This is a genomic window from Serinicoccus shuyuelongi, from assembly GCF_045032955.1.
In the GTDB taxonomy this organism is placed as follows: Bacteria; Actinomycetota; Actinomycetes; order Actinomycetales; family Dermatophilaceae; genus Ornithinicoccus.
Map to the genome: position 1 here is coordinate 290,166 of NZ_JBJFZU010000002.1, position 16,715 is coordinate 306,880.

The window sequence follows — 16,715 nt, forward strand, 5'->3', positions numbered from 1 at the left end:
AAGGTGACCGCACTCGCTGGTGGGGTGCTCTCAGGCGTCCGGACTGGAGGTCGTGCCCGCCACGCGCTGGCCCTGCTCGTCGTAGCAGGGTGACGAAACGTCGAGGAAGACCCGGGCGTCGTCCTGGGGAGCGACGGTCACGGTGAACCCCTCCTCGTCGCGGTGGTAGGTCACCGTGGAGCTGTCCGGGGCCGGGCTGTCGATCCGCTCCCACCCGTTGTCGTCGAGCCAGGCCCGGACCAGCTGGGCCTGCTCCTCCTCGAGCTCGACGTCCTCCCCCTGAGACACCCGCAGCCCGGCACGCTCCGCCCAGGCGGTGATGTGGTCGTCGACGTCGAGCGTGCACATCCGGGTGTCCCCACCGTCCCCCGCCTCCTCGTCCAGGGGCGGCTTGTCCTCCAGGTCGAACTGGTCCCACAGGTCCTGCAGGATCGCCCGCACCCGCGGCGCCTGCTCTCGCGCGGTGGCCTCGTCGACTCGTTCGCTCACGCTCGCTCCTTCGGTGGTGGGGCCGGCCGGGGTGGTGCTCTCCTGGTCCGGGCCCCCGGTGAGGGCGCAGCCGCCGAGGAGCCCGGCGAGCAGGACCAGCGCCGCGCCGTGGCGCCTCACGGGGGATCCCCGAAGCTGCCCTCCAGGGGACCCGGGGCCATGATCATCGGCTGCTCCAGGTCCCACACGGACATCAGCTCCTCGATCGGCACCGGGTCGGTCCCGGGGTAGTCGGCATCGTCGTACACGTTGTCACGACCCAGCCAGAAGCCCTCCTCCTGGTAGGGGATGACGTCGCCTCCCGTGACGACACCGATGAAGTTGCGCCAGGCGTCCGTCCCGGGCTCCACGACGTGGCTGTGCGACCCGAACCCCTCCAGCAGGGTGCCGTCGTCGAAGCGGCCGGTCTCCAGCCGGATGAACTGGTCGGAGGAGTTGGGGTCGTCGCCGTGCCCCCAGTCCTCCGGCAGTCCGACCCACCAGCGCACGTCCTCGGACCGTTGGGCCAGGTGGATGCTGTCCCCGGGGGCGGTCTGGGTGAAGCGCTGCACGTCCCGGGCCTCACCGTCCCAGGTCTGCGGTGGGTACTCCGACGGGGTGGTCGGTTCCGCGCCCCACGGGTCCATCGGGAACGGCATCGGCCGGTGCAGCCCCAACCCCGATCCCGACGGGGCGATGAGCAGGGTCCGGTCCACGTCCATACCGAAGACGTCGGCGAACCCGACGATGCCGCCCCCCGCGGAGTGCCCGACCGCGGTGACGGTGCGCTCCGACATACCGAGACCCTCGACGAAGCGCAGCAGCGCCTGGCCACCGTCCTCCGAGTAGCGGGTCTGGGTGGCGTCGCCGGCCACCGCGTTGGGCAGGTCGGTCCCCATCCAGGTGATCGAGCTGGTGTCCTGTTCGTCGGCCAGGGTGAGGATGCGGTCGGCGTAGCTCCCGATGTTCGACATGTCCGTCGTGGTACCTGGCACGAAGACCGCGACGTTCTCGCTGTCGAACTCCCCGTGCCACTCCGCGAAGCGCCCGTCCCCGCGAGGGTCGAAGAGCAGCACCGCGCGGGCGTCCGCGGGCAGGATCACCCCGGCGTCGTCGGTGACGTCGGCGAACCTGCTGCGGGTGGCAGGCTGCGGCTCGAGCAGCTCCTGGTAGAACCCCAGCCGGGCACGCGACCGGGCCAGCTCCTGGTCGCGCAGGCGGAAGTCGGTCAGCAGGGTCTGGGCCTCGTCGTGCGTCAACCCGTCGACGACCAGGTCGGCCAGCCAGTCCGGGTAGATGCCCGACAGCCGGTCGGTGACGTCCTCCCGGACGTCGTCGTTGTCCGGCATCGACTCCAGGACGGCCAGCCGCGCCTCCTCGGCGTCGATCGCGCTCTGGATCAGCACCCGGTTGGCTCCGGCCCGGTGCTCCACCGGTATGCCGTCCAGCCGGCCGATGAACGCGGGGTAGAGCAGACGCATCCGGCGCTGCTCGACCGGCGTCAGCTCACCCCAGTAGCTGCGGATGTCCTCGATGGCTGCGGGGTCGGCGACCATGCCGTCGGCGTCGAGGTCGCCCACCGCGTCCCAGAGCCCGGAGAGCACAGGGTCGTCGACGTCCTCCGGGGCGTAGTCCTGCGCCAGCACGGTGAGCAGACCCGGGTGCCGGGCCAGGAAGGCCTCCACCCGGCCAGGGTCCAGCTGGTCCAGCAGCGAGCGGATGTCCTGCGCGGTCGGAGGGTCCGGCAGCTCACCGAGCAGCCCCTCCTCCGCACGGGAGTCGACCACGCCGTGCCCCCGGAAGACCCCCCAGGCGTCGGCCGGGACCAGCGACCGGGTGAACGTCGAGGAGGAGCCGTGCGGCACCAGCGCCCGCAGGGAGCTCTCCACCGCGACCAGGCTGCCGTGGCAGGCCCGGTCCGCGGTCCGCAGGTCCTCCATCGGGGCCTGGGCGCGGTCCCGCAGCGCCTGTTCCTGCCGCCGCAGCTCCTCGTAGTCGGTGACCTCGACCTGCTCGCCGAGGTCCCCGCGCACTTCGGTCTGCGGCCTGTCGCCCTGCAGCGTGTCCCAGTCGGACTGGATCGTCCGCAGCGTGGCGCCGTGCACGGTCATCGCGTCGGCCAGGTCGACGAGGGCGCGGCCGCCGGCGTCCAGGTCCTGCTCCAGGGTGCGGAACGCGTCCTGCGAGCCCGAGCTGGTCTCCTCTGCACGGTCCGTCAGCCGGCCCTCCCACCCGAGCGCGGTCGCCGCCTGCCCGAGGGTGGTGCGCACGGTGGCCCGCTCCTGGGAGACCAGGTCCGCCGCGCTGGTCAGGGTGCCCCCGGCGGTGCGCACCGGCTCGGCGTCGCTGACCATCCAGGGGTCGATGCCCAGGCTCACGGCGACTCCCCGGTGGCGGCCGCCACGTTGTCGGCGAGGGTGTCCAACGCCGTGCCGAGGGTGCTCAGCTCCTGCCCCGCGTCGCTGATCCGCAGCCGTGCCTGCGTCTGCACCGGCGCCAGCAGGTCCGCGGTCCTGCTGCCGGTCAGCTGCTGCGTCACCGGCGCGACGCTGATCTCGCCGCGCCCCGTCGCCAGCGCGTCGGCCCCCTCGCCCAGGCGCTGCGCGGCGGCGCGGGTGGCCTCGATGTCGGCGTGCGGCATACCCTCCCCTTCCGATGACGTCGACCTGCACCCAACCTAACCTGGTCCCGGCCCCGTGACCAGGGTGTATGCCGGTGACCCTCGCGCGGGAGGGTCACCGGCGGGGGTGGTCAGGCGCGGTCGCCGAGCGCGACGATGTGCTCCGGCAACCGGGTGCTGCTGCCGTACATGAAGTGGTTCTGCATGCGCTCGGAGTAGCGGCTGGCCTCGGTGGTGCGGCCCACCGCCTCAGCCACCTCACGGACCAGCATGGGCGAGGCGCCGCAGCAGACACCCAGGTAGGTGATGCCCAGGGCGTGCGCCTCCCGGGCGAAGGCCCCGATCTCGTAGCGGTTGCACGCGAGGGGGTCCAGGGCGGTCGGGAACGTCCGGCCGTGCGGGGAGGGGACCACGGCACGCTCGTCACCGAGGTTGAAGAACGTGGGCTCCTCGTCCGTGGTCCGGTACGGGATCGGCAGCGCGCCCACGTGGCAGGAGACCGCCTCCCGGATCTGACGCAGCCAGGGCAGCATGGTCGACGGGCCGCGGAAGCAGTTCATCCCGACCACGTCCGCGCCCGCCTGCTCCAGCCGTTGGCAGGTCTCGACGATGCCGACCTGATCGGCCATCTCCTCGAAGGCCATCGGCGCCAGCGTGATGACGACGGGCAGACCGGAGGCCTTGGCCACCTCGAGCGCCGCCAGCGCCTCCCCGGCGTAGTAGAAGGTCTCGCCGACGATCAGGTCAGCGCCCTCCTCGACGGCCCAGCCGACCATCTCCTCGAACATGGCGCGGACCTCGCCCTGGCGTGCGGTGTCGGCCGGGTCCCAGATGTTGCTGTTGGAGATGTTGCCGGCCATCAGGTCACCTGGTCGCCGGTCGGCGACCTCGCGGGCGATCTGCAGCGCCGACCGGTTGAGCGGCTCGAGCAGATCCTCCTTGCCGATCACCCGCATCTTCTCCCGGTGGCCGTTGTAGGTGAACGCCTCCACGACGTCCGATCCGGCCCGCTGGAAGTCCAGGTGCAGCTGCCGCAGCGCGTCCGGGTGCTCGAGCGCGACCTCGGGAACGAACTCGCCGGCGCTGAGGTAGCCGCGCCGTTCCAGCTCGAAGAGGAAGCCCTCCGCGCAGAGCACGGTGCCCTGGTCCAGGCGCTCGGTGAAGGTGGTCGATGTCATGTCTGTCTCCAAGGGTCGGGTCGGTCAGGTGCGGGCGAGGGATGCGCTGGGCGGTGCGGCCTCAGCGGGAGGTCCGGTCAGCGGGGGCACCGGTCGTGGGCGCCGGTCCGCCCCCACCGCCACGAAGGTGTAGGCCGCGCGGGTCACCAGGGCCGGCTCGCCCTCGTGCCGCTCACGGGCCCAGGCCTGGACGGAGACCTTCATCGAGGTGCGTCCCACCTCGGTGAGGTCGGCATACACCGAGACCTCGTCGCCCACGACCACCGCCTGGTGGAAGGACATGCCGTCGACCGCCACCGTGACGGCTCGGCCGCGGGCGTGCCGGGAGGCGACGGAGGACGCCGCGAGGTCCATCTGGCTCATCAGCCACCCACCGAAGATGTCGCCGTACATGTTGGTGTGCGCCGGCATGGCGGTGACGCGGATGGCGGGTGGTTGTTCTGGTCGTTCCCACATGGGAGCCTGCTTCCGCTCTGGCCCGGGCACCCCGCCGGGCGGATCGACACGGCCGAGGCAGGTCTCCTGGCTCGCGGGTCGATGCCGTTCCCCGGGCCTTCCCGACCGGACTCCCGGTCAGTGACACATGTTGGGGGCGGCTCACCGCTCACAGTTGCGGGGGCAGCGCCGGATCTTCACCGGCTTCCCTCTTGGCCTTCCGCTGGCGGAAGGACCTCGACACCGCGATGGTAGGCGACGCCGCGCGTCATGGTGTCGGTGCCCACGGTTCACCGGGCGGGCCTGGCCTAGGGTCGGCGTGTGAGCAGCGGACGGGGAGTCATCAGCTACCCGCCGTTCGCCCGGCTCTGGCTCTCGGACACCGTCAAGTGGTTGGGGATCTTCACCTCGGGCCTGGCCCTGCAGCTGCTGCTGATCCAGACCCTGGACGCCGACCAGGTGGACCTCGGCATCGTCCGGTCCGCGCAGCAGCTGCCGATGCTGCTCTTCGGCCTCGTCGTCGGTGTCCTCATCGAGCGGGTGCGGCGGCGACCCGTGCTGGTCGCCGCCGACGCCACCTGCGCGCTCGCCCTCGGCGCCATCGGGGTGCTGGGCGTGCTGGACCTGCTGACCATCCCGCTGGTGGCGGCCCTGATGTTCGTCCTCGGGGCGGCGTCGATGTGCTCGATCACCGCGCACCAGTCCTTCCTGCCCCGGCTGGTGCCCACCCGTCTGCTGCCGAGCGCGAACGCCCGGATCGAGCAGTCGATGACCGCGGCCGAGTCCGTCGGCCCGCTGCTGGCCGGGGTCCTGGTGCGGGTGGTGACCGCGCCGGTGGCTCTCCTCGTCAACGCCGCCACGTATGCGGTCTCGGCCGTCCTCGTGTCGACCATCCGGGTCACCGAGGACGTGCCGCCGCCCGCAGGGAGGAGGCGGATCTGGCGTGACCTGCGCGAGGGCGCCCGCTACGTCTACACGCACCGGGTGCTCGCCCCGTATGCCGTCGCGCTGCACGTCTGGTTCTTCTTCAACTCCGCGATCCTCACCGTGCTCGTGTTCTACGCCACCGTCGACCTGGGGCTGGGCCCGGTGCAGGTGGGCCTCGCGCTGGCCTGCGCCGGGGTGGCCGGTGTCGTCGCCGCCGGGATCACCCCATTCCTGGCCGAACGGTTCGGCCTCGGCGTCATCGCCTGCCTCGCCGACTGGTTGACGCCGCTGGCCTTCGTCCTGGTCGCCCTGGCCCCGGTCGGGGAGGCCGGTCTGGTGCTGCTGGTCGTCGGCCAGCTGCTGTACGGCACCGCCAGCGGGCTGAAGGGGCCGTTGGACCTCAGCTACCGCAACGCCGTCACCCCGGACCGTCTGCGGGCGCGGATGAACGCGACGATCCGCTCCCTCAACTGGGGCACCATCGTCGTGGCCGCACCGCTGAGCGGGTGGCTGGCCGCGAGCTACGGGAACCGGACGGCGATCTGGGCCGGGATCGCCGGGTTGACCCTTGCTGCGGTCGTCCTCACCGTGTCTCCGTACCGGCAGGCGCGGATGTCCGACGCGGAGGACGACCGATCTGACGCGTAGGGTTTTCGTATGGCTGTGCAGGGACGTTTCCGGAAGGGCAGAGCCGCCGTTCTGGTGGTGTTCTTCGTCGGTGCCGCCGCGGTGTACTTCGGAATCTCGATGCTCATGGGAAGCCCCCTGGTCAGCGCTGTGATCTCCAGCCTCGTCTGGGCGGCGATCTTCGTGCCGGGGATGCTGTGGGTGAACACGAAGATGAACACACGGTTGGCGAACAAGTCGTCATCGTCCACCGGTGCCGATGACCGCGAAGAACACGCCTCGGAGCAGACCGGGGAAACGCGGTCGGACGAGAGATCTTCCGTCGTGGTGGGTCACCGTGACGGAGGTGGGTTCTACCGACGGGCGAGCGTCGTGCCCTGGGTCGACCCGGCCAGGGCAGCCGCGCACCTGACCGAGGTGTCCGCGTGGCGGACGACGGGGCAGCCGGACGACGGCACGGCGTCCCTGCGGCACGGCTCCCGGGCCTGGCTGCGGATCATGGGCGGATGGGACTGGACGCCCCGATCCCGGAGTCGATGGCCGTTCGCTGCTCAGCTCGTCGGTGACCAGGAAGGTGACACGCTCGAGGTGACCGTGACGGACAATTTCGGCCGATGGCTGGACCTGGACTCGTCGAGCGGTTCCGCAGGAACGAGGATGGGCGCGCACGGTGACGTCCTTCTCGCAGAGATCGTCGACCGGCTGCAGGAGCTCAGCACGCGCTCGTGAGCCACCCCGGGCCTCCTGCTCCCCACCCGATGGACCTATGCCGTTCACCCTGGTGTCATCCGGTGGCTGCCCACGCTTCCTAGCGTCCTGGCGGTGACCCCGAATCTCCGTACCCTCCGCTCCCGCACCGTCCGCTCGGCGCTCGTCGTCTCCTGCGCCCTGGGATTGGCCGCCAGCCCGGCCGTCGCCGCTGTGGTGGCCGAGCCCGTCCGCCACTCCGCGGACGACGCCGCCTTCACCCTCGACCCGATCGGCAGCTACGAGACCGGCGTGTTCGACGAGTCCGCCGCCGAGATCGTCGCCTGGTACGCCGCCGGTCAGCGCACGCTCGTGGTGAATGCGCAGAGCGGCACCGTCGACGTGCTGGACGCCGCTGACCCGACCACCCCGGTCAAGGTCTCGGAGATCTCGGCGGTCGGTGTCGAGGCCGCCGACGGGTCGGTGGTGCCCGAGGGGACGGTGGCCAACTCGGTGGCCGTGCGTCCCGACGGCCTGGCCGTGGTCGCCCTGGAGGCGCCGGAGAAGACCGACGACGGCTGGCTCCTCGCCGTGGACGTACGGCAGGAGGAGCCGGAGATCCTGGGGGCATACCGGGTCGGTGCCCTGCCCGACATGGTCACCCTGACGCCCCGCGGGGACCGCGCCGTCGTCGCGAACGAGGGCGAGCCGACGGATGACTACAGCCTCGACCCGGAGGGCACGGTCTCCGTCGTGGAGCTGCCCAAGCAGGTGGACGACCGCGGCCGATCGGCCCAGCACGGGTCCCGTGCGGTCACTCAGGACAAGGTGGGCACCGCCGACTTCCACGCGTTCGAGGGCAAGGACCTGCCCGAGGGGGTCCGCGTCTTCGGCGGACGGGAGGACGCAGGTACCGGCATACCCGACCGGCCCGTCTCGGAGAACCTCGAGCCGGAGTACGTCACCGTCTCCGACAACGGTCGCACCGCGTGGGTGTCCCTGCAGGAGGCCAACGCGCTGGCCGTCGTCGACGTCCGCAGCGCGACCGTCACCGACCTCCTGCCCCCGGGGACGGTGGACCGCCGGGACGTCGCCTTCGATCCGTCCGACCGCGACGGCGGGATCGCTCTCGGGACGTGGCCGGTCCAGGGCTTCCGACTGCCCGACGCCATCGACTCCTACCGGGTGCGCGGCACCGACTACCTCGTGACCGCCAACGAGGGCGACGCCCGTGACTACGACGCCTACTCCGAGGAGGCGCGGGTCAAGGACCTGGGCGAGGACGGCATCCCTCCCGTCTGCGACGGCGTCGCCGCCCAGGCAGGGATGAGCGTGGAGGAGCTGCAGGCGGACGAGAACCTCGGTCGTCTCACGGTCACCCTGGCCCAGGGCCTCGACGAGGACGCCGGCTGCTACGCCGAGCTGTTCACCTACGGCACCCGCGGCTTCTCGATCGTCGACGGCGAGGGCACCGTGGTCTTCGACTCCGGTTCCGAGTTCGAGGAGGTCATCGCCGAGGCGGTCCCGGAGTACTTCAACTCCAACCACTCCGAGACGAACCTCGAGGGCCGTTCCGACGACAAGGGCCCCGAGCCCGAGGGCGTCGTCCTCGGCGAGGTCGACGGCCGGACCTACGCCTTCATCGGCCTGGAGCGCATCGGCGGGGTGATGGTCTACGACGTGACCGACCCGACGGACGCGTCCTTCGTCACCTACGTCAACAACCGGGACTTCTCGGTCTCCGTCGAGGACTCCGAGGACGTCGACGCGGCGCTGGCTGCCGCGGGTGACCTCGGCGCCGAGGGCCTGGCCTTCGTCCCGGCCGCACAGTCGCCGACCGGGTCGCCGCTGGTGATCGTGGGCAACGAGGTGTCCGGCACGACCACGTTCTTCGAGGTCAGCGAACTGCGCTGAGGCGTGGAGACCCCGGTGTCACGACGTCTCGGTGACGGCCGGGGTCGGCTGCGACGCCGCCCAGGACGCGAGCAGGCGCAGCCCCTCGGCCGACGGTGAGCCGGGCTCGGCGGTGTAGACGAGGAGGGCCAGCCCGGGTTCGGCGGTGATGGCCAGCTCCTCGTAGACGAGCGTGAGCTCACCGACCACCGGGTGGTGGAACCGTTTGGTGCCGGCTCCATGGGCGCGGACGTCATGGTCGGCCCACAGCTGCCGGAAGGTCTCGCTGCGGGTGGACAGCTCGCCGACGAGGTCCTGCAGGCCGCGGTCGTGGGGGTCGCGGCCGGCCTCGGTCCGCATGATGCCGACGCACATCCGGGCGAACAGGTCCCAGTCGGGGTAGAAGTCGCGGGAGGTGGGGTCCAGGAACTGGAAGCGGGCAAGGTTGGGGGTGCGCCCGCTGTCGCCGATGACCGGGGAGTAGAACGCTCGTCCCAGGGCGTTGGTGGCCAGCAGGTTCTGGTGGGGGTCGCGCACGAACGCGACGGCGCCGGTCATGGACTCCAACGCCCACTGCAGGCTGTGGCGTGAGGCTGCCTTGGACTGTGCTCGGCGTCGGGGTCGACCTGAGGTGGGCATACCGTCCGCGGCTCTGGCCAGGTCGAACAGGTGGGCGCGTTCGGTGTCGTCGAGCTGCAGGGCTCGGGCGAGCGCTTCCAGGACGCCGGAGGAGGCGCCGCCGATCTGTCCACGCTCGAGCCGCGCGTAGTACTCGACGCTCAGCCCGGCGAGAGTGGCGACCTCGCTGCGGCGCAGCCCGGGCACGCGACGGGCACCGCTCGTCGGCAGACCTACCTGGTCGGGCGTGATGCGGGCGCGACGGGTGGTCAGGAACTCGCTCACCTCGTGACGGTTGTCCACGTCCTCGAGCGTATGCCGAGACATACCGTCGCCGCTCGCGTGAAGGGTGCCCTGTCAGTGCACCCCTTCGCAGGGACTCCCTCATGCCCTGCCGGACGGGTTCACTGGAGGAGTGCGGGCAGCAGCCCGCAGTCGGACGAGAGAGAGGCTGCACCTCCATGCGACAGGTTGTCATGCACGCTCCCGGGGACGTACGGGTCGAGGACCGCGAGGACCCCAGGATCATCGAACCCACCGACGCCGTCATCCGGCTGTCGGCGACCTGCATCTGCGGCAGCGACCTGTGGCCCTACCGCGGTGCCGAACCGGTCGAGCACCAGGTCATGGGGCACGAGTACGTCGGTGTGGTCGAAATGGTCGGCTCCGAGGTACGGACCGTGAAGGTCGGTGACTTCGTCGTCGGCTCGTTCTGGGCGTCCGACGACACCTGCGAGATCTGCCGGGCCGGCTACCAGGCCTACTGCGTGCACCGTGTCCTGATGGGCACCATCGGCACCCAGTCGGAGCTGGCGCGTATCCCGCTGGCCGATGGCACCCTGGTCGCCACCCCGGGGATGCCCGAACCGGGCATGATCCCTTCCCTGCTGGCCGCCTCCGACGTGCTGGGCACCGGTTGGTTCGCCGCCGTCGCGGCCCAGGCCGGACCGGGCACGACGGTCGCTGTCGTCGGTGACGGTGCGGTCGGCCTCCTCGGTGTCCTCGCAGCCAAGCAGTTGGGTGCCGAGCGCATCATCGCGGTCAGCCGGCACGCGGACCGGCAGGCCCTTGCCCGCGAGTTCGGTGCCACGGACGTGGTCGAGGAGCGCGGGGACGAAGGTGTCGCCCGGGTCAGGGAGCTCACCGGCGGGCTCGGCGCGCACTCGGTCATCGAGGCGGTCGGCACCCAAGAGGCGATGATGCAGGCCATCGGGTCGGCCCGTCCCGGCGGGCATGTCGGGTTCGTCGGTGTCTCCCACGACGTCGCCATCCCCGGCGACGCACTGTTCATGGCCGGCGTGCACCTGCATGGCGGACCCGCTCCGGTCCGACGGTTCCTGCCCGAGCTGATCCAGCTCATCTGGGACCGCACGATCGACCCCGGCAAGGTCTTCGACCTGACCCTTCCCCTCGAGCAGGCCGCCGAGGGCTACCGGGCGATGGACCAGCGCACCGCCACCAAGGTCCTGCTCACGCTGTGAGCCTCATGCCCGCATCCGGCACCACCATCCTCACCGTCGGGGTCGGTTCACTGGCCGGAGTCCTCCTCACGGGCTGCGCCGCCCGGGGTCCACTCCTCGACGAGGCTGACCAGGCCGGTCCGCCGGACACCAAGGAGCACGACATGACGATCTCGATCACGATCGGCGACGACCGCTTCACCGCCACGCTCGACGACAGTGCCGCGACCCGTGACCTGGTCGCTCAGCTGCCCGTCACGGTCGACATGGTCGACCACGGCGGTGTGGAGAAGACAGGTCGGCTGCCGTCCGCGCTCTCCCTGGACGGGCAGCCCGACGGTGCCGACCCGGACGTCGGAGACCTGGGCTACTACGCACCCGGCGGCGATCTGGTCCTCTACTACGGCGACCAGGGGTACTTCCCCGGCATCGTCGTCCTCGGCCGGATGGACGGCGGCGCGTCGGCGCGGATCGCGGAGATCGATGGTCCGGTCACGGCCACCGTCGAGGAGGTGTGAGTCCGTGGAGCTGAAGGACTTCCTCGAGCACATCCGCACCGGCGCGCTCATCGCCGGAGGTTCCGAGCAGCACCGCTTCATGCAGGACGCCGCCCAGGACGCCTTGCGTACCGTCGCGCAGATCAACACCGGATACCGCACGCCTGACGAGATCCGCGCCCTGATGACCCGCCTCACCGGGCGGGCGGTGCACGAGTCCGTCACGGTCTTCCCACCGTTCTACACCGAGTTCGGCAAGAACCTGTCCCTCGGCAACGACGTCTTCATCAACATGGGTTGCAGCTTCCAGGACACCGGTGGCATCACCATCGGGGACGGCACCCTGATCGGCCACGGCAGCACCCTGACCACCCTCAACCACGTCCTCGACCCCGAGCGACGCGCCGACATGCACCCCGCACCCGTCACGATCGGTCGCCACGTATGGCTCGGCGCCGGGGTGACGGTCGTCCCGGGCGTCTCGATCGGTGACGGCGCCATCATCGGCGCGGGCTCGGTCGTCACGAAGGACGTCGCGGCCGACACCATCGTCGCCGGGGTCCCGGCCCGGCTGATCCGGGAGACCGGGTTCCGGGCCTAGTCTGCTGGCCCTGGGAGGGGCGCGCGGGCGTCGCGCGGTGCACAGCGCTCGCCCGGTCGGCGCACGACGCTCGCCCGGTCGGCGCACGACGCTCGCCCGGTCGCTGACCAGCCGGTATGCCCGGCATACCTCCCGCGCACCTTTCGCGCGCCCGGCACCCCCGTGGCAGGCTGGGTAGTCCGAGACGCCCCCCGTGCCGACCAGGAGTCAACGATGACCACTGCGAACCTTGCCGCCAACCTCGCCGAGACCGCCGAACGGCACCCGGACCGTCCGGCGGTGATCCTGGACGACGTCGTCCTGCCCTACAGCGACCTCGAGCACTCGGTGCGCCGGCTCGCCGGGTGGCTGCGGGCCCAGGGGATCGGTGCCGGTGACCGGGTCGCGCTCATGCTGCCGAACGTGCCGAGCTTCCCGGTCCTCTACTACGCCACGCTCCGGCTGGGCGCGGTGGTCGTCCCGATGAACCCGCTCTTCCGCAAGCGCGAGATCCAGTTCTACCTGGAGGACTCCGGCGCCTCGCTGATCGCGGCGATGCCCGGGGAGGACGTCGAGGTGGCGGCCCAGGCGGCCGGGGCGCGGGTGCTGCCGATCGGACCCGACGGCCTCAGCTCCTACGTGCACGGCGACGACGCGGTCGACCCGGTCGAGGAGATCGTCGAGCGGGACGGCGCGGACACCGCGGTCATCCTCTACACCTCCGGCACCACGGGTCGCCCGAAGGGCGCCGAGCTGACCTGCGACAACCTGCAGAGCAACCAGCGCGCCACCACCGAGACCCTGCTGCACCTGGACGAGAACGACGTCGTCATGGGATGCCTGCCGCTCTTCCACGTCTTCGGGATGACCTGCGGGATGAACACGGCTGTCGCCGTCGGTGCCGCCCTGACGATGATCCCCCGCTTCGACCCGGCCAAGGCGCTGCAGGTCATCGAGCGCGACCGGGTCACGGTCTTCGCGGGCGTCCCGACGATGTACGGCGCCATGCTCGCCGCCGCCGGTGCCGCGCAGACGCCGCCGGACCTGTCCACCCTGCGGACCGCCATCTCCGGCGGGGCCAGCCTGCCGCTGGAGGTCATGCGCCGCTTCGAGGAGACCTTCGGCGCCACCATCCTCGAGGGCTACGGCCTGTCCGAGACCTCCCCGGTCGCCTCCTTCAACCACCCCGACGCCGAACGCAAGCCCGGCTCCATCGGCACCCCCATCCGCGGGGTCGAGATGCGCCTCGCCGGTGCCGACGGCCAGGACGTCGGGGACGACCCGGAGGCCATCGGCGAGATCTGCATCCGCGGCGAGAACATCATGAAGGGCTACTGGCAGCGACCCGACCCGACCGCCGAGGCCATCGACAGCGACGGCTGGTTCCGCTCCGGCGACCTGGCCCGGCGCGACGAGGAGGGCTACTACTACATCGTCGACCGCACCAAGGACATGATCATCCGCGGCGGGCTCAACATCTACCCGCGCGAGATCGAGGAGCTGCTCTACGAGCACCCGGCCGTCGCCGAGGCAGCGGTGCTGGGGGTGCCGCACGCCGAGCTCGGGGAGGAGGTCACGGCCTACGTCGTCCTCGCGCCGGACGCGAGCGCCACCCCCGAGGAGCTGATCGAGCACGTCCGCTCGCAGGTGGCGCCCTACAAGTACCCGCGCACCGTCCACCTCATCGACGAGCTGCCCAAGGGCGCCACCGGCAAGATCCTCAAGCGGGAGCTGCGCGAACGGGGTGACGCCTAGGGCGCAGGCTCACCGCTGGCCGTCCTCCTCGGCCAGCTCCGCCTCCTGGACGTCGGCCTCCTCGTCCAGCTCGGTGGCGCGGGTCCGGCACCGGGCCGCGTAGTCGAGCACGTCCTGGCGGAGCGTCCTTGCGTCCGTGCGCACCTGCCGCACGCCCTCGTAGAAGTCGGTGGCCGAAGGCCCCCACCACACACCGTCACTGCGGTGCGGGTAGCGCTCCAGCAGGGTGTCGAGGTCGTCGTCGAGCTGCCACGCCTTGGTGCTGATCGTGCGGGCTACCTCGCGCAGTTCCTCGGCCCTGGCCCGCTTCTGCGCCGGTGTCGTCACAGCAGGCTCACCCCCACCAGCATCGAGAACAGCGTCTCCGCCGGCCACGGGTGCAGCTGCAGCCGGTCTCCCTCGGCGACCAGCCGCAGGTGGCCGTGCCGTCCGGCGTGGATCCCGGCCAGCTGGTGCCCGGTGTCGGTCCCCAGCGTCCAGGTGAACCAGGGCTCTGCCCAGACCGCGCGCAGGTTGTCGTCGGCGTTCGCCGGCGGCGGCACGGTCGGATCGTCGGAACGGGCCGTGACCAGCTCCTCGGTGAGGCTCACCGGCGCGACCACCATCGGCCAGGAAGGGCCTACCTGGAGCCAGCCGGCAAGGTCACCGGCGAGCTGCATGGTCGGGAACCACATCAGCGTCCCGGAGGTTGCGGTGGCGAGCGCCTCCCGGCCCGTCGACGGGTCCCCCGCCGACCGCTGGGGGGAGTCGGTGGCCCACACCACCACCGTCCCCTGCAGGCGGGCCGCCTCGTAGGTGCCCGGCACTCCACCGGCGACGGACTCGACCCGGATCCGACGGTCCGCCGAGCGCAGCACGGTATGCGTGGTCTCACCATCGGGGGTCAACCGCCCGCTCCCGTCCACCAGGCAGGCCGCGGTCAGCCCCCGGACGGCGTCGGCGTCCTTGACCCGCGGCCCGCGCAGCCGCCCGCCGCCGGCGGAGGCGAAGGCGGCGAACGCCGACCGGGACAACGGCAACCCCTGCGGCTGCCAGGGCTGCGCGTCGTGCAGGCGACCGAGGTCCTCCAGCGTCTCTCCCTGAGCCTGCCAGTGCTCGTCGATCCGTGGTTCAGGCATCCCCGTCCTCCGTGGTGTCGCGGGTGTCGCTGCTGTCGACCTGGAGGGTGTCGACGGCGGCGTTGATGAGCGGCATGACCCGCAGGTACCGGTCCGCGTCGACGGTGGCCGTCACCGAGAGGGGGCGAGCGCCCTCCAGCCGGAGCCAGGTGGTGGCGCACACCAGGGCGTCCCCGGCCGGGTAGGTCACCAGCAGGCGGCGCCCGTCCTCGTCGGTCCACAGGTCCCAGGAGACGACGCGGTGCCCACCGAGCGCCACGAAGGTGGCTGCCGTCTCGGTCGCCACCGACCGGATGCTGCCCTCGGTCGGTGCGCCGAGACCGACCACGATGCTGGGCCGCAGCCCGAGCTCCTCGGACCACTCACCGGGGGCCAGCGCGAGCAGCACGGTGCCCTCGTCGTCGGGCTCCTGGGGGATCGGGACCCAGCCGTCGGGCGGCTGCAGGTGCACGGTCAGGTCAGGGGTGGGCATACGGGTCCTTCCAGGGTGGGGCCTCGCGCAGCCAGCGGGGTTGCAGGGGTCCGGGGAGCCACACCACCGCCAGCACCCCGAGGGCGAACAAGGGGAGGGCGAGGACGAGCATGACCATCCCCAGCGCTCGCGGGGCCAGCGGGGCGAGGGAGGTCAGCAGCCCGGCCGCGCCGAGGTAGAGCGGCGAGAGGTGCAGGGTGGGGCTGGGCCACGCGCGCAGCACCATGGGCCGGAACAGGCCGACCCAGGTCACCAGCCCCAGCCCGACCAGCCCGCTGCTGACGATCAGCAGGGGCCAGGAGAAGAGCGTCGTGGGCACGGTCATCCGAACAGCGAGTCCCAGGCCTTCTTGGCCCCGTCGGCGACGGCGCTGCCGGCCTCCTTCAGGGCGGTGCCCACGGCCTTGCCGGCCTTGGACCCGACGAAGGCCCCGATGGCACCCCCGATCAGGGCCCCGCCGACGGTGCCCACCACCGGGATCGGGATGAAGCTGCCGGCGACCGCACCGAGCTTGGCGCCGACCAGTCCTCCGGCGATCGCCCCTCCGCCCTCGGTGGCGGCCGAGTAGCCGGCTGAGGCCACGCGCTGCCCGGTGCTGTACTCGGGGTGGTACTGCTGGTCGTGCTCCCACTGCCCCGCGAACGAGTCGTACAGCGTCAACCCGGCACCGGCCACACCGAGGACACGTCCCCCGGTCCGGGCCCATGTCGGGGGTCGGCCCAGGGTCGGGCTCGTGGTGACGTTCGGCCCGGGCCGGTACGCCGCGTCGTCGGCCAGCGAGGTGATCCTCGGCACGCGCGGGTCGGCCGTGCTGCCCTGGGGGACCAGAAGTCCGCTGGGACGCCGGATGAAGCTCTGCCCCTGGTGCACGTCATCGGCGGTGGAGATGAGGCTGGTCAGTTCGCTGATCGCCCCGCTGGCACTGCGGACGTCGACCTTGGGCACGTAGAGCCGGAAGTTGCGGTACCGCTCGAGCAGGGCCTGCGACATCCCCAGCGGGAGCGCGCCGAACTCGTCGCTGCGCGCGATGCTCTCGATGTTCTCGGTGACGGTCCGGTCCTCGTGCGGCAGCAGGTTGCCGAAGTCGGGGAGCCAGTAGCCGAGCTCACGGAGCTCGGACAGGGGACGCTCGTGGTCGACGTAGTGGACGGCGTGCTCCCGTGCGGCGCCACCGAGCATGGCCAGCTCCTCGGCCATGGTCGCCGTCCTGGACCGTGCGGTCGGTGGGCCGTCCACCCACTGGTCCACCCGTTCGACCTGCAGCGTGATGTCGTCGCCGATCCCGCCGAGGGTGGTGCCCACCCCGAGGGTCGCCCCGGACATCGCGATGACCCCGTCAGGGTCGATCTGAACCGTCATCCCCGTCCTCCCTCAGATCTC

18 protein-coding genes and 1 riboswitch are annotated in these 16,715 nt (G+C 71.6%); of the genes, 7 read left to right on the forward strand and 11 right to left on the reverse strand.

The annotated features are described in order from the left end of the window. Positions 1–30 precede the first annotated feature (30 nt). The 5 genes from ACI3EY_RS01555 to ACI3EY_RS01575 all read right to left on the reverse strand — a co-directional run bounded on the left by ACI3EY_RS01555 (position 31) and on the right by ACI3EY_RS01575 (position 4,722). Positions 31–609 carry a hypothetical protein gene (locus tag ACI3EY_RS01555; protein ID WP_405039180.1) on the reverse strand — a complete coding sequence of 193 codons (579 nt, stop codon included), beginning with the start codon at positions 607–609 and terminating at the stop codon, positions 31–33. After that, a complete protein-coding gene (locus ACI3EY_RS01560) occupies positions 606–2,846 on the reverse strand; it encodes an alpha/beta hydrolase (RefSeq protein ID WP_405039181.1) in 2,241 nt (746 codons plus the stop codon). The genes ACI3EY_RS01555 and ACI3EY_RS01560 overlap by 4 nt, the downstream gene beginning before the upstream one ends. Continuing rightward, the gene (locus tag ACI3EY_RS01565; protein WP_405039182.1) at positions 2,843–3,109 is read right to left on the reverse strand and encodes a hypothetical protein; all 267 of its coding nucleotides are present in this window, start codon (positions 3,107–3,109) and stop codon (positions 2,843–2,845) included. Before ACI3EY_RS01565 ends, ACI3EY_RS01560 begins: the two co-directional genes overlap by 4 nt. Before the next feature lie 110 nt (positions 3,110–3,219). Then, entirely contained in the window at positions 3,220–4,266 is a 1,047-nt protein-coding gene (locus ACI3EY_RS01570; protein ID WP_405039183.1) for a homocysteine S-methyltransferase family protein, read from the reverse strand. A gap of 24 nt (positions 4,267–4,290) precedes the next feature. Then, positions 4,291–4,722, reverse strand: coding sequence for an acyl-CoA thioesterase (locus tag ACI3EY_RS01575; protein ID WP_405039184.1), 432 nt, complete (start codon positions 4,720–4,722; stop codon positions 4,291–4,293). A gap of 39 nt (positions 4,723–4,761) precedes the next feature. After that, positions 4,762–4,956, reverse strand: a riboswitch (cobalamin riboswitch). Between the two features lie 66 nt (positions 4,957–5,022). Here ACI3EY_RS01575 and ACI3EY_RS01580 point away from each other — a divergent pair. From ACI3EY_RS01580 to ACI3EY_RS01590, 3 genes are all read left to right on the forward strand, one after another. Further along, entirely contained in the window at positions 5,023–6,276 is a 1,254-nt protein-coding gene (locus ACI3EY_RS01580) for an MFS transporter (protein ID WP_405039185.1), read from the forward strand. 9 nt (positions 6,277–6,285) lie between these two features. After that, on the forward strand, positions 6,286–6,984 hold the full coding sequence (locus ACI3EY_RS01585) for a hypothetical protein (protein WP_405038536.1): 699 nt from the start codon (positions 6,286–6,288) through the stop codon (positions 6,982–6,984). 93 nt (positions 6,985–7,077) lie between these two features. Beyond that, entirely contained in the window at positions 7,078–8,856 is a 1,779-nt protein-coding gene (locus ACI3EY_RS01590) for a choice-of-anchor I family protein (protein ID WP_405039186.1), read from the forward strand. Between the two features lie 18 nt (positions 8,857–8,874). Here ACI3EY_RS01590 and ACI3EY_RS01595 read toward each other — a convergent pair whose 3' ends face one another. Beyond that, on the reverse strand, positions 8,875–9,756 hold the full coding sequence (locus ACI3EY_RS01595; protein WP_405039187.1) for a helix-turn-helix transcriptional regulator: 882 nt from the start codon (positions 9,754–9,756) through the stop codon (positions 8,875–8,877). Between the two features lie 158 nt (positions 9,757–9,914). Between ACI3EY_RS01595 and ACI3EY_RS01600 the strand changes: the two genes are divergently transcribed. From ACI3EY_RS01600 to ACI3EY_RS01615, 4 genes are all read left to right on the forward strand, one after another. Next, positions 9,915–10,934, forward strand: coding sequence for a zinc-dependent alcohol dehydrogenase family protein (locus tag ACI3EY_RS01600; RefSeq protein ID WP_405039188.1), 1,020 nt, complete (start codon positions 9,915–9,917; stop codon positions 10,932–10,934). A 143-nt stretch (positions 10,935–11,077) separates the two neighbouring features. Continuing rightward, entirely contained in the window at positions 11,078–11,431 is a 354-nt protein-coding gene (locus ACI3EY_RS01605; protein WP_405039189.1) for a cyclophilin-like fold protein, read from the forward strand. 4 nt (positions 11,432–11,435) lie between these two features. Further along, the gene (locus ACI3EY_RS01610) at positions 11,436–12,011 is read left to right on the forward strand and encodes a sugar O-acetyltransferase (RefSeq protein ID WP_405039190.1); all 576 of its coding nucleotides are present in this window, start codon (positions 11,436–11,438) and stop codon (positions 12,009–12,011) included. 213 nt (positions 12,012–12,224) lie between these two features. Beyond that, positions 12,225–13,745, forward strand: a complete 1,521-nt coding sequence (locus ACI3EY_RS01615) for a long-chain-fatty-acid--CoA ligase (RefSeq protein ID WP_405039191.1) — start codon at positions 12,225–12,227, stop codon at positions 13,743–13,745. Between the two features lie 9 nt (positions 13,746–13,754). Here ACI3EY_RS01615 and ACI3EY_RS01620 read toward each other — a convergent pair whose 3' ends face one another. The 5 genes from ACI3EY_RS01620 to ACI3EY_RS01640 are packed head-to-tail and all read right to left on the reverse strand — an operon-like array spanning position 13,755 to position 16,694. After that, positions 13,755–14,072: a hypothetical protein gene (locus ACI3EY_RS01620; protein WP_405038539.1), complete on the reverse strand. Its 318-nt coding sequence runs from the start codon at positions 14,070–14,072 to the stop codon at positions 13,755–13,757. Continuing rightward, positions 14,069–14,863 (reverse strand): hypothetical protein, encoded by a 795-nt coding sequence (locus ACI3EY_RS01625; protein ID WP_405039192.1) that lies wholly within the window; start codon positions 14,861–14,863, stop codon positions 14,069–14,071. Before ACI3EY_RS01625 ends, ACI3EY_RS01620 begins: the two co-directional genes overlap by 4 nt. After that, a complete protein-coding gene (locus ACI3EY_RS01630) occupies positions 14,856–15,335 on the reverse strand; it encodes a hypothetical protein (protein WP_405038541.1) in 480 nt (159 codons plus the stop codon). The genes ACI3EY_RS01625 and ACI3EY_RS01630 overlap by 8 nt, the downstream gene beginning before the upstream one ends. Then, positions 15,322–15,660 carry a hypothetical protein gene (locus tag ACI3EY_RS01635; protein ID WP_405039193.1) on the reverse strand — a complete coding sequence of 113 codons (339 nt, stop codon included), beginning with the start codon at positions 15,658–15,660 and terminating at the stop codon, positions 15,322–15,324. The genes ACI3EY_RS01630 and ACI3EY_RS01635 overlap by 14 nt, the downstream gene beginning before the upstream one ends. Further along, the gene (locus ACI3EY_RS01640) at positions 15,657–16,694 is read right to left on the reverse strand and encodes a hypothetical protein (RefSeq protein ID WP_405038544.1); all 1,038 of its coding nucleotides are present in this window, start codon (positions 16,692–16,694) and stop codon (positions 15,657–15,659) included. Before ACI3EY_RS01640 ends, ACI3EY_RS01635 begins: the two co-directional genes overlap by 4 nt. Positions 16,695–16,715 lie beyond the last annotated feature (21 nt).